A 13,264-nucleotide genomic window follows, 5' to 3' on the forward strand; every position below is an offset into this window, starting at 1 on the left:
TATCCCCCTACGATTGAATCAATTCTTTTGTATCCTCTAAACGGACAGAAACAAGTCTTGATACGCCTGATTCCTGCATTGTTACACCATAAAGAACATCGGCTTCCTCCATGGTCCCTTTACGATGTGTTATTACGATAAACTGCGTCTCACTGCTGAATTTCTTCACATACTTAGCAAAACGCACTACATTTGCTTCATCTAACGCTGCTTCTACTTCATCCAATATGCAGAAAGGAACTGGCCGGACACGCAAAATAGAAAAGAGAAGTGCAATTGCAGTTAAGGCCCGCTCTCCTCCTGATAAAAGACTTAAATGCTGCAGTTTTTTACCTGGCGGCTGTGCGATAATGTCTACGCCGGTTTCTAATAAATTTTTAGGATCTGTTAATTTCAACTCTGCGTGACCTCCGCCGAATAAATGCATAAATACTTGGGAGAACTCTTCCTTTATTTTTGAAAAGGTTGACTCAAATCTTTCTTTCATTTCCGTGTCCATCTCTCCAATAACAGTATATAGCGTTCTCTTTCCTTCTACAAGGTCATCTCTTTGTTCCTTTAAAAACTGATATCTTTCAGAGATACGATCGTATTCACCAATAGCTCCCAGATTAATCGTGCCTAATTGGTTGATTTTATCTTTTAAGCTGCTGACAACTGTTTTTGCCTCTTCCATGTTTTCAACCTTAGGATAATCCCGTTTCGCCATCTCATATGTCATCGTATACTCTTTTTCAAGCTGATGCAGACGGTTATCAAGCTCTACATCCATGCGATTGGATTTCACTTCCTGCTTTTGGTAATGCTCATTTGTAATGGCATACTGCTTCTGGGCTTCTTTCAGCTTCTCTTCAAGAGTCTGCTGGATATCGGAGCTTTCTTTTCTTTTTTTTCGGAGCCTTTCAATGCTTTCAGTTATTTCTTGTTTGGAGCTTCTGGTGCGAATAATTTTTTCTTCTATTTCTTCCTCGGTCTCTTCTTGATTTTTAATTGCTGTTATTGTTTCAAGCTCTTCTTCTACCTGCTTCTTTTCAAGCACAGCCCGTTCAAGCTGTGTCTGCAACGCTTTTGTATTAGCCTGCTGATATTTAAAACGTTCTTCCTGCTCTGCTAATGCTACTTTAATTTCGTAGAATGAATCCTGTAATTTTGCACGTGTTTCTTTTAATTTTGATTCTTCTTCTGTTAAATCATCTACTTCTTTTTGTACAATTTGAAGCTGCTTACTAATTTTTTCTAATTCCTTTGTCAGCACTTCATTTCGGTCTTCTAATTCTGTATGACTCTTTTCATTCTGCTTTTTATCCATATCATAGATGGATAAATTATCATTTATAGATGTCAGTTTTGCCTGCAGCGTTTGAAAATCAGCTTGACTGTCCTGAACATCTTTTTGCATTTTCTGTACAGCTTGTTCAGTTAGATTTATTTTTTCATCTAATTCCCTTAAATAATCTCTTTTTTGTTGTACGCCTTTTTCGAACTGCTCTGTTTTTTGCTTGTATTCCCCTAATCTCATGTGCAGCTCTTGTAAATCTTTTTCACGGGTAAACAGAGATTGATTTTGCTTCTTCTGCGCCCCCCCTGACATAGACCCGCCCGGATGCACCATATCTCCATCTAAGGTCACAATCCGGTATCTCCTATGCAGTTTTATTGCAATATCATTCGCATCACGTAATGTTTTGGCAATGACAACATTTCCGATTAAATGCTGTACAGCTTTTGCATATTTTTTTGCCTTTGGGCGTACTAATTCAGAAGCAATCCCGATAAAGCCGGGATGATTTTTTAATTCCTGCTTTCCTTCACTTGATAAAAAGCGCGGCTGGATAGACTGCAGCGGCAGAAATGTTGCCCGTCCGCTATTGTTTTTTTTCAGCCAATTAATAGCTGCTCTTGCTGCCTGATCTGATTCCACAACAATATGCTGTGCCTGGCCTCCTAATACTGTTTCAATCGCTGTAATATAGTCCTTAGGGACATCAATCAGTTCAATTACTGCTCCTTCAATATCGGTTAATTTCCCTTCTTCTCTTGCCCGTAAAACCTGACGGACACCCTGAAAGAAGCCTTGGAAATCTTCCTTCATTTCTTCAAGCATTTCTTTTTTTGATTTTACCTTTTCAATATATTGATAACCTTGATAAAGCTTTGATTGTGCATCTTCGTATTTTGCCCGTTCCGACTGCATTTCAAGCTTTAACGTCTTTAGTTTCTGATTTTTAGCTTCTAAATTTTTCTGATGTGACTGCAGAATTGCTTCTACTGACGTTTGTTTATCCTCCAGCTCATTTCTTTCCGTGAGCATGCCTTTAAACTTCATTGATTGCGAAACATTTTTAGCATCAATTTGTTCCTGCTGCCGATTGACTGATTGCTTTTCATTTCGGTAAGCTGCCTGCTGATTCAATAATTCAATATACTCCGCCTTTAAATCCTCAATTCGATTTGCAACGTCTTCCGGGCTTATTGCTAAATTCTTTTCTATTTCTTTTTTTTGGGTTAAGGTATCTGTTTTTTCTGCTTCCAGCTGCTCCAGCTTGTTCTGCTCTTTTGCTTTTTGCTCCTCGAGCACTTTTACATTAGAGATAACCCGATCTAATTGCTGAGCAAGTTTTTCTTTATTTTCGTCTGCATGCTTGGAGCGTTCTTCAAATAACTGTTTTTTGCCTTCAAACTTCTCCAATCGTTCTGTTACATCTAATAAGTTTGACTGCTGCAGTTCTATCTCTGCTTCATACTGCTGTGCGAGTTCTTTTTCTTTACCTAAATCTTCTTCGATAAGACGAATTGTTTCCGATTGCTCTTTCTGTTTCCTCTCATTCACTGCTAAATTTTCTAAAACCCGCTGCCATTCATTATGAATCTGCTCCATTTCGGTAATTAACACTGAAATCTCTGTTTCTTGAAGCTCGGCCTGTAGGGTCTGATATTCTTTTGCTTTTTTAGATTGCTGTTCAAGCGGCTCCAGCTGCTGTTCTATTTCATGAACAATATCCTCGACACGGTTCAGATTTTCCTGTGTTTCAGCCAGTTTATATTCGGCTTTTTTCTTACGCTGTTTATATTTTAAAACGCCTGCTGCTTCTTCAAAAATGACACGGCGCTCCTCCGCTTTTGAGCTGAGAATCTCTTCTACCCTGCCCTGACTGATGATAGAAAAAGCTTCTCTGCCCAGCCCCGAGTCAATAAACAAATCAACAATATCCTTCAGACGGCACGCCTGCTTATTTATATAAAATTCGCTTTCTCCAGAACGGTAAACTCTCCTGGTCACACTGACTTCCTCATAATCCAGCGGCACACGCTGGTCTTTATTATCTAATACAAGTGTTACTTCAGCGATATTTAAAGGAGATCTTGAGTCGCTCCCCTGGAATATAATATCTTCCATTTTTGATCCGCGAAGGGATTTCATAGATTGTTCTCCCAGCACCCAGCGTATCGCATCCGTAATATTACTTTTCCCGCTGCCATTTGGGCCTACTACCGCTGTCACACCAGGTACGAAATCTACACTAATACGCTCTGCAAAGGATTTAAATCCAACACTTTCTAATCGCTTTAAATGCATAATCATTCTCCTAAAACTTACTAATCTTTATAGTTATTAAATCTATCGTACATGTTCAAAAAGTCGGTAAATCAGAAACTAGAAGACCACAAAATACTTATCATTCGGAACTCGGACTGTAGTTATCGATATTATCCGGTTAATGAAATGAGTTTTGATGGTAATACACTAACTAACGTAGTATTATTCTGTAGCGGTCTCCTTAACATGACAACATCGATGTAGTTACTCGTCCATCCGAAATCATTTGATGACTTTTTGTACAACTTCTTATATGATTGTCTTTCAAATTCTATGTAGAACATAATATGTTTTTCTATCATTTCCCGAATTCTTTAGCTAATATATTTTATCATATTATGTCACTTTAGCCTATGTGTTGCACGCTATTAATTAAGAAACCGGTCTTTAACGATTTAGAAAAATTATGCTATAATAAATTCTGGACTAGGGACAGATATAAGGAGGACATCATGCAATTAGAACAGCCAAGTATAGAAAATATGGAATACATGCTTCAAGAATTAGCTGAAAAGCTGCAAGTAGTAAATCGTTCTATTATGGATGCAGAGGATTACAATATCGAAAAATATGAAGATTTAAAATGGATGTATGATATGGTCGTAAGTAAAGGCCGTTTAAGCGCCTCAGAAACGCAAGCTTTTATTAATGAATTAGCGGCTATACGAAAATAAAGATTTAGTAAAAAACGTTACGCAAGAACAAGCAACCAAATTACTCTTGCGTAACGTTTTTTGAGTTTTTTTCAAGATAAGGAGCTCTTTTTTATTTTGGAAGTTTTTTCTCCAATGCTGCTTTCGCTGCCTTTTGCTCTGCTTCTTTTTTCGTTCTTCCATTCCCTTTTCCTGCCGGTTCTCCCTGAATCATAACCTGGGCAATAAACTCTTTATGATGAGAAGGACCCTGCTCACTAATAATTTGATATTCAATTTTTCTGTCTTTCTGCTGCTGGACAATTTCCTGCAGATGGCTTTTATAATCCATCACACTTGTTGATGTATCTACTGTTAATGTGGGGAAAATATGTGTGTTCAAAAAGTTCAGCACTGCATCAAAGCCTTGATCCAAATAGAGGGCTCCTAAAAAGGCCTCAAAAGCATCGGCTAAAATTGCCGGTCTTTGTCTCCCACCGGTCTTATCTTCTCCCTTCCCTAAAAGGATGTACTGTCCAAAGTTAGATTGCTTTGCGAAGACAGTTAAAGATGCTTCACAAACAATGGCCGCCCGTAATTTGGTCATTTCTCCTTCAGGCATATCGGGATTATTTCTATACAAATATTGTGAAACAGCTAATTCAAGCACTGCATCACCTAAAAATTCCAGCCGTTCATTATCCTTCAGCTTACTTTTTTTATATTCATTGACATAAGAAGAATGTGTAAATGCTTCTTTTAATAAATCCTTTTGTTGAAAGGTTATTCCTAATTCCTGTTCCAGCTGACTTAAGTCCATATTAACCTCCTTTATTGTGTAAGAAAAAACAAGAAAATTATTTGGTCTTTAAAATACTGGTGTTCTTGCCGAGGGGATGTCCGCTGCGGAAAGTCGCTTTCCGCGGGCAACGCCTCAGCCCCCGGAAAGCGTAGTGTATTTCTGGGGCCTAAGATTAATCACCCCATGAAACCCGTTGCGGCGGCTATCTCCAGCATTTTTTATACTTGCTTATTCTTATAAATATTTACTTCCTCATAAACAATACAAGGAAAGCCTCTTACAAAGAAGCTTTCCCCTTAGCCATTTATTCATTAAGATTTGCTGTTTATGTAATCCACAGCATCACCTACTGTATTAATCTTTTCAGCATCTTCATCAGCGATTTCAATATCAAACTCGTCTTCTAATTCCATAACAAGCTCAACAACGTCTAATGAATCTGCTTCAAGGTCATCTTTAAATGAAGCTTCTAAAACTACTTTTTCTTCGTCTACATCAAGACGATCAGCAATAATTGACTTTACTTGTTCAAATACGTCTGCCATTCCCGTTCACCTCCTTTCAAGAATATACCATTATTTTTTGTTTTTATTTTTGTTCTGCAATTGTATTACATCACCATTCCACCGTCAATATGAATGGTCTGCCCTGTAATATAATTCGCATCCTCGCTTGCTAAAAAGCGGACAACTCTTGCTACATCTTCCGGTTTTCCTAAACGCTCAAGTGGTACCAATTGTAATAAAGATTCTTGCTGTTCTTCACTTAATTGATCGGTCATATCTGTAGAAATAAAACCTGGAGCAACGGCATTCACCAAGATATTGCGGGAGGCCAGCTCTTTTGCTGTCGTTTTAGTCAAACCGATTACACCGGCTTTTGCTGCAACATAGTTAGCCTGTCCAGGATTTCCACTCACTCCGACAATAGATGCAACATTAATAATACGTCCTGCTTTTTGTTTCATCATTTGACGGCTGACTGCTTTTGTACACAAGAATGTACCTTTAAGATTTGTTTGAATCACCTGATCAAATTCATCTTCCTTCATTCGCATCAACAAATTATCTTTGGTAATCCCGGCATTGTTAACCAGAATATCTATCGAACCGAATTCTTTAATTGCCTGCTTCATTAATTGCTTTACAGACTCTTCATCAGCAACATTTGCCTGAATTTTAACTGCTTTTACACCAAGATCCTGGATTTCTCCCACAACCTCTTCGGCTTTTGCTTCACTTCCTGAGTAATTTACAATAATATTGGCTCCATTTTTAGCCAGCTCCAAAGCAATTGCTCTGCCAATTCCCCTGGAAGCTCCTGTTACTACTGCTGTTTGACCTTGTAACATTATTCTTCCTCCTTATACCAGCGAATAAACGCTTCGAGTGATTCCTGATCCTGGACAGCAAACGTTTTTGTTTTCCGGTCAATTTTCTTTAATAATCCGCACAATACTTTACCTGTACCCACTTCAACAAATGCATCAATATCTTCTTTTAACATATTTTGAACAGATTCTTCAAATCGAACTGGTGAGTATAGCTGCTGTACTAATAGTTCTTTAATTGTTTCCTTCGAAGTGACTGCTCCTGCAGAAACATTTGCATAAACAGGTATTTTGGCATCTTCTAAAGCTGTGTCGCTTAAATAAGCTGCAAAACCTTCGTTCGCCTGCTTCATCAATCTGGAATGGAATGGGCCACTTACATTTAGCGGAAGTACACGTTTTGCTCCAGCCTCTTTTAATAATACTGTTGCTTGTTCAACTCCTGAAACGGAACCAGAGATAACGATTTGACCCGGACAGTTTAAATTTGCCATATCTACAATTTCATCCGTTACTTGATTCAGAGCTTCCTGGACTTTGTCCTGATCAAGACCTAAAACAGCAGCCATCGTTCCTTGCCCTTTAGGAAATGCCTGCTCCATTAAACGGCCTCTTACTTTAACTAGCCGGATGGCATCTTGCCACTTGATTGCACCAGCTGCCACGAGTGCGCTGTACTCTCCTAAACTATGTCCGACAACCATAGAAGGCTGAATGCCGTTTTCCTCTAAAAGCTGAGAAACGGCAACACTGGATAGCAATAATGCAGGCTGTGTGTTTTCTGTCTCTGTTAATGTTTCTTTAGGACCCTCAAACATCAGGGTCTGTAAATCCATATCCAGAACTTCATTTGCTTCTTTGTACAATTCTTTCACCTGCGGGTAAGCATCATACAAGTCTTTCCCCATACCTACTGCTTGCGACCCTTGACCCGGGAACATAAATGCAATACGTTTCATTTATTTCTCCTCCTCGTTATTCATCATCTCAATCGTTTCTTGAATCGTTGCTGTTACATTATTGTCAACCATATAAACAGCTTGTTTTACAGCATTTGTTACCGCTCTGCTTTTTGAGGAGCCATGCGCTTTAATAACAGGCGCACGGAGCCCAAATAAGCCGGCACCGCCATATTCCGAGTAATCTAAACGATCCTTTATGCCTTTCAAGTCTTTTTTAACAAGCGTCGCAGCAATTTTTGTCTTCGTAGAGGACATAAACGCACCTTTTAAAAGTGAAAAGATAGTTTCAGCAACACCCTCCATTGTTTTTAATGCTACATTTCCGCTAAACCCATCTGTAACAACAACATCGGCAACACCGTTTAATATATCTCTCGCCTCTACATTACCAACAAAATGAATTGGAGCATTTTCTAAAAGCTGAAATGCCTTTTTAGTTAAATCATTCCCTTTTCCATCTTCAGTGCCTACATTTAATAATCCAACCCGAGGGCTTTTGATATTTCTTACCCTCTCTACATATATCGAACCCATAATAGCATATTGAAGCAGATGCTCTGGTTTCGCATCCACATTTGCTCCAACGTCCAGCATCAGGAACCCTTGTCCATCTACAGTGGGGAAAGTAGGACTTAACGCTGGACGGTCAATTCCAGGTATACGCCCCACGACAAATAAACCAGCGCTCATTAAAGCTCCTGTATTACCAGCAGAAATACAGGCGTCTGCTTCGCCATCTTTGACAGCCTTCGCCATTAATACAAGAGAAGAATTCTTTTTGCGGCGTACAGCTTTCACAGGCTCGTCCTCTGATGTAATTTTTTCATCTGTATGTATTATTTTGATTTGTCGATTATCCGTTAAAATTGGTTTAATCTGTTTCTCATCACCATAAAGTGTTATTTGTAAATCCTTATTTTCTTTTACAGCATCCATTGCACCTAAAACAATTTCTTTTGGTGCATGGTCGCCTCCCATTGCATCAATTGCTAATCGCATTCATCTATTCTCCTTTACTTTCACTGGAATGAAACATGAAAAATTCACCCGTAAGTACAGGTTCATTATTTACGAAGCTGTTTACTTCTACAATCGTGTGTCCGCGGTTATCCTTGCCTTTAACAACAGCTTTTGCAACCACTCGCTCTCCTTCTTTCACCTGTCTTTTAAAGCGCAGGTTAGACTTGGCTGTCAAAGCAAGTTCATCGTTAATTACAGCTACTGCCAATGAATTAGCCTGGGCAAACAGATGATGCCCTCTGGCAATCTTATTTCTGGAAAAAACAAACTCTGATGTTATATCAAGCATAGATATTGCCCGCTGATCCAATTCCAAATCTATGATATCTCCAATTACTTCTTCGACTGGCAAGGCTTTTACAGTCTCATTCCATTGCTTTGTAGCAACATACTTTATCCGTTCACGGAGTTCAGGAATAGATAGCTCCATACGGTCCAGCCGGATTGTTTGTATACTCACCTGAAAATCCTTCGCAAGCTGCTCATCTGTTACAAATGGAGAGTCTTCTATTTTTTCTCTTAATAACGATTGTCGTTCTGCTTTTGAGCGTCTCATTTTTACCATCAAACTTTCATTTAATATTTTTCAGAGAGTCAATTCAATTTATCAAAGTATAATTATCCGTCATTCCCCTATGGAAGTTCGAAGGAAACAATGCGTATAAATGGGGAAAACAGTCAGTTTATCTCCTGATTAGCTCAGGTTTCCGCAGGGAAAGAACCCAACCCCCATCAGAGAGAAGCATCGCTTTATGACTTGGTACTAATAGTAATATATAATAGCAGCCTTTTTTATGCAAGTAATCTATTAATTAATCGGTACACAAAGTAATACATTTTAACAGAAAGAAATCACTGTTGAGTAAACACATTCCCGGAGAAAATTCATAATAATAATGGTGTTTCATGCCTAATAGGTCAAAATTAAATTTCTAATATAGAGTCTGTCGTAAGATGATTCTTCACGATAGCCCGACTATACTTTTATTTAGTCCAATTTTTCCAAAAGACCTTCTTCATCTGCTAATATTTCTTTCAATTGCTGATAGTCTTTGGTTTGCAGTAAATTGTTCTCAACAATATTTTGGGCATCCTGCCGTGCGGTTTCCAGTGCTCGGTAGTCGTGCACCATATCAGCTACTTTAAATTCCGGCATACCGCTTTGTTTTCTGCCAAAGAAATCTCCCGGTCCGCGTAACTGCAGGTCTTGTTCAGACAGCTCAAATCCGTCACTTGTTTCTGACATGATGCGCATACGCTCCTTGCCGACCTCTCCTTTAGGCTCTGCAATCAGAATACAATAGCTTTGTTTATCTCCTCTTCCTACTCGTCCCCGAAGCTGATGCAGCTGTGATAAGCCGAAACGCTCGGCATCATAGATAACCATCACCGTAGCATTGGGAACATTTACCCCTACTTCAACAACAGTAGTTGATACTAAAACTTTTACTTTATTATCAGCAAAATCACGCATAACCTCATCTTTTTCTGCCGAAGATAAACGGCCGTGCATTAAACCAATTTCCATTTCATTATCGTAATAAGCTGATAACTGATGGTACAGATCAACAGCATTTTGAATATCTAATTTATCCGATTCTTCGATTAGAGGACTTATAATATATGCCTGCTCACCCTGTTTAACCCGCTCTTGAATAAAATCAAGAATCCGCTCAAACATATTTTCCTTGACCCATAATGTTTCTATCTCTTTTCTCCCGGAAGGAAGCTGATTAATGATAGAAACGTCCATATCACCGAAAGTTGTAATTGCAAGTGTCCGGGGAATTGGTGTAGCTGTCATAAATAATACATCAGGGTCCAGTCCTTTATCCCGCAATGTTCTGCGCTGCGCAACACCAAAGCGATGCTGCTCATCAACAATTGCTAAGCCGAGATTTTTAAACAGGACATCTTCTTGGATAAGTGCATGTGTGCCGATTACGATATCTATTTCCTGATTTTCAATTTTCTGTGTCAGCTCTTTGCGTTTCTTCCCTTTCACAGATCCGGTCAGCAAAGCGACGCTCGCTCTTTCCCCCAGCATAGACTGAAAAGATTGATAATGCTGTTCTGCTAAAATTTCTGTGGGTACCATTAATGCCCCCTGCTTGCCTGCAGTAACAGCAGCGTATAAACAAATTGCTGCCACAGCCGTTTTCCCAGAACCAACATCACCCTGGAGGAGCCGATTCATTCGATAGGCACTCTTCATATCTTTTAAAATCTCTGTCAACGCTTTTTGCTGTGCCTCTGTGAGGGTGAAAGGGAATGAGGCGATAAAACTATCTACCTTGTCCGTCTGAAACGCTTGAGCATTTCCTTTTGTTGATTCACGATTTATTTTTCTAATTAATTGCATTTTCAACTGAAACAGTAAAAATTCTTCATAAATAAACCTGCGCCGTGCATGTTTTAAAGCAACTCTGCTCTCGGGAAAATGCATCGTTTTTACTGCTTCTTTCCGTTTCGGAAGCTTATAATTTTCTAGATAAGAGACAGGAAGAATCTCCGTTACATCTTCTTCATGTGAGTCAAAGATCTGCTTTAAAAGCTTGTGAAATTTATAGGAAGTCAACTCTCCCTTCAACGAATAGACAGGAGTAATCGAATCATTTTCTTCCATTTTCCCTATTTTATATTTGCTGACTGTAATTTGCAGCCGGTAAGCATCCCATTTTCCTGTTAAGGTAATATCTTGTCCTTGCTGAATCTGTTTTTTTGCAAATGCCCGGTTAAACATAATTGCTTTGACAGCAATACCTTCTACTTCTATTGTAAAACTTAGCCTGGACTTTTTCTTTCCAAAAAAAGTAAGAGAAGGATCGTAAATGACCTTCCCTTTAATCGTGACCTTCTCATCATGCACCAGCTCTTGCAATGGTTTTTCTTCATAGATATCGTATCGATATGGGAAATATTCTAATATATCGTCAGTTTCATAAATATGCATTAAAGCAAGCTGTTCTGCTAACTTTTCGCCAACACCTTTAACTTCTAATATCGATTTGTTCATTTCCAACATCCTTTTCTAAAACTAAAAGCGCAAGCTGCGCCTATTTAAAAGCAAAGAGATTGCTCCCTCCATTTTCGGAGATGATTCGACTTTGGCCGAATTTTCTTTGCTCTTGAGGTATAGGAAGCATCCCCTTTTAAAGGGGTGCCAAAGTTATGCTTCAGCCTGTTTTTCAACTACATTCCGTCATTTTGAACCGATGTTGACTTTCACCCAAGAACATAAGTGAGATAGTTTTAACAAGGCGAATAATCCCAATGGTTTCGATGGGACATCATATTTCTATCAGCTAGACAGTTACGCCGAAGATTTTTTCTTTCAAAAACCGCCCTGTCGGTGTATCAGCCAGGCCGCCTTCTCCAGTCTCACGCAGAGATGAAGGCATTTGCTTTCCGATTCGGTACATTGCACCAATCACTTCATCACATGGGATACGGCTTTCTACACCTGCTAATGCCAAATCAGCTGATACAATAGCTAGAGATGATCCTGCTGCATTTCTCTTCACACATGGGACTTCCACTAAACCCGCAACCGGGTCACACACTAAACCGAGCATATTTTTTAATGTAATTGCAAAAGCATGAGATGATTGTCTGGGTGTGCCTCCTGCCATCTCTACAATAGCCGCTGACGCCATTGCTCCTGCAGACCCTACCTCAGCCTGACATCCGCCTGCTGCACCAGAAATAAAAGCATTATTTGCCACTACAAAGCCAAAGGCCCCTGAAGTGAATAGATAGCGTATCATTTCTTCTCTCGTCGGGTTTAACTGCTCTTTTACTGCAAATAATGTGCCTGGTACACAACCTGCACTTCCCGCCGTTGGTGTAGCACAAATAATCCCCATAGCAGCATTTACTTCATTTGTCCCCATGGCTTTACTGACAGCATCCATCATTAAATTACCGGAAAGAGGAGTCTTCTCCTTCATATATTTTTGTACTTTAACAGCGTCCCCTCCGGTGAGTCCCGTCACTGATTGGACACCTTTTAGAGCATCCTCAATAGCTTTTTCCATAACGACAAGATTTTTTTCCATTTCTGAAAAAACTTCTTCCCTTGACTTCTCTTTGACATCCATTTCTTGACGTATCATCACTTCTGAAATCGGAATATTCTCTTTTTCTGCCATCTCTATTAATTCTGCCACTGTTCTAAACATAATCTTCCCCCTTTCTCCTTTTTAACTAACAATCTTTGCAATAGAGGTAATATGGTCAGCTGCCTGAAGCTCCTGCAGTATAGCGTCATCTACATTCTGGTCTACTTCAATAACCATCAGTGCCTCTTTACCAATATCTTTGCGATTTACTTCCATATGACCAATATTCAATTCATGTTTCGCTAAGATCTTTGTTACGGATGCAATCGCTCCAAAACGATCATTATGCATTATTAGAATAGCCGGATGATTTCCGGATAACCTGAGTTCAAAACCGTTTAGTTCTGTAATCTCCACTTTACCGCCACCAATGGATATCCCCATCAGTTCCTGCTGTTCGCTGTCATCTCCAATTATCATACGAACCGTATTCGGATGATTTGCCGATGCACTATCTTCAATGAATTCAATCTCCAGTCCTTTTTCTTGAGCCAGCTGCAATGCTTTACTAATTTGGGGATCATCCGTTTCCATCCCTAAAAGACCGCCAACAAGTGCAAAATCTGTTCCATGCCCCCGATAGGTTTTAGCAAAAGATTCATAAAGGTGTATTTTCGCCCATTTAGGCTGTCTGCCAAAAAGATTCCTGGCTGCTTTGCCAATACGCGCAGCTCCAGCTGTATGTGAACTTGAAGGTCCAACCATAACCGGACCGATAATATCGAATACGGAATTATATTTCATAGAATAACACCGTCCTATAATTATTTAAGCCTACTAATATTATTATAACAAAAAT

11 protein-coding genes are annotated in these 13,264 nt (G+C 39.3%); 1 reads left to right on the top strand and 10 read right to left on the bottom strand.

Going from position 1 to position 13,264, the window contains the following annotated elements:
- Positions 1 to 7: 7 nt before the first annotated feature.
- On the bottom strand, positions 8 to 3,577 hold the full coding sequence (gene smc, locus MHH51_RS14675) for a chromosome segregation protein SMC (RefSeq protein WP_339282385.1): 3,570 nt from the start codon (positions 3,575 to 3,577) through the stop codon (positions 8 to 10).
- A 473-nt stretch (positions 3,578 to 4,050) separates the two neighbouring features.
- Between smc and MHH51_RS14680 the strand changes: the two genes are divergently transcribed.
- On the top strand, positions 4,051 to 4,272 hold the full coding sequence (locus MHH51_RS14680) for a DUF1128 domain-containing protein (protein ID WP_147209573.1): 222 nt from the start codon (positions 4,051 to 4,053) through the stop codon (positions 4,270 to 4,272).
- Positions 4,273 to 4,363: 91 nt separating this feature from the next.
- On the opposite strand, the gene rnc is transcribed toward MHH51_RS14680, so the two are convergent.
- The 9 genes from rnc to sdaAB all read right to left on the bottom strand — a co-directional run bounded on the left by rnc (position 4,364) and on the right by sdaAB (position 13,209).
- Positions 4,364 to 5,050: a ribonuclease III gene (gene rnc / locus MHH51_RS14685; RefSeq protein ID WP_147209574.1), complete on the bottom strand. Its 687-nt coding sequence runs from the start codon at positions 5,048 to 5,050 to the stop codon at positions 4,364 to 4,366.
- Positions 5,051 to 5,343: 293 nt separating this feature from the next.
- Positions 5,344 to 5,577, bottom strand: coding sequence for an acyl carrier protein (gene acpP, locus MHH51_RS14690; RefSeq protein ID WP_077601135.1), 234 nt, complete (start codon positions 5,575 to 5,577; stop codon positions 5,344 to 5,346).
- Positions 5,578 to 5,642: 65 nt separating this feature from the next.
- Positions 5,643 to 6,383 carry a 3-oxoacyl-[acyl-carrier-protein] reductase gene (fabG, locus tag MHH51_RS14695; RefSeq protein ID WP_147209575.1) on the bottom strand — a complete coding sequence of 247 codons (741 nt, stop codon included), beginning with the start codon at positions 6,381 to 6,383 and terminating at the stop codon, positions 5,643 to 5,645.
- Positions 6,383 to 7,321 (bottom strand): ACP S-malonyltransferase, encoded by a 939-nt coding sequence (fabD, locus tag MHH51_RS14700; protein WP_147209576.1) that lies wholly within the window; start codon positions 7,319 to 7,321, stop codon positions 6,383 to 6,385. The genes fabG and fabD overlap by 1 nt, the downstream gene beginning before the upstream one ends.
- Positions 7,322 to 8,323 (bottom strand): phosphate acyltransferase PlsX, encoded by a 1,002-nt coding sequence (gene plsX / locus MHH51_RS14705; RefSeq protein ID WP_147209577.1) that lies wholly within the window; start codon positions 8,321 to 8,323, stop codon positions 7,322 to 7,324. It lies immediately after the preceding gene.
- A 4-nt stretch (positions 8,324 to 8,327) separates the two neighbouring features.
- Positions 8,328 to 8,900 carry a transcription factor FapR gene (gene fapR / locus MHH51_RS14710; protein WP_147209681.1) on the bottom strand — a complete coding sequence of 191 codons (573 nt, stop codon included), beginning with the start codon at positions 8,898 to 8,900 and terminating at the stop codon, positions 8,328 to 8,330.
- Between the two features lie 432 nt (positions 8,901 to 9,332).
- Positions 9,333 to 11,360, bottom strand: coding sequence for an ATP-dependent DNA helicase RecG (recG, locus tag MHH51_RS14715; RefSeq protein ID WP_339282386.1), 2,028 nt, complete (start codon positions 11,358 to 11,360; stop codon positions 9,333 to 9,335).
- Positions 11,361 to 11,649: 289 nt separating this feature from the next.
- Positions 11,650 to 12,525 (bottom strand): L-serine ammonia-lyase, iron-sulfur-dependent, subunit alpha, encoded by an 876-nt coding sequence (gene sdaAA / locus MHH51_RS14720; RefSeq protein WP_156986057.1) that lies wholly within the window; start codon positions 12,523 to 12,525, stop codon positions 11,650 to 11,652.
- Positions 12,526 to 12,546: 21 nt separating this feature from the next.
- Positions 12,547 to 13,209, bottom strand: a complete 663-nt coding sequence (gene sdaAB / locus MHH51_RS14725; protein WP_156986056.1) for an L-serine ammonia-lyase, iron-sulfur-dependent subunit beta — start codon at positions 13,207 to 13,209, stop codon at positions 12,547 to 12,549.
- Positions 13,210 to 13,264 lie beyond the last annotated feature (55 nt).

The sequence above is a fragment of the Oceanobacillus sp. FSL K6-3682 genome (assembly GCF_037976165.1).
Taxonomy (GTDB): Bacteria; Bacillota; Bacilli; order Bacillales; family Amphibacillaceae; genus Oceanobacillus; species Oceanobacillus sojae.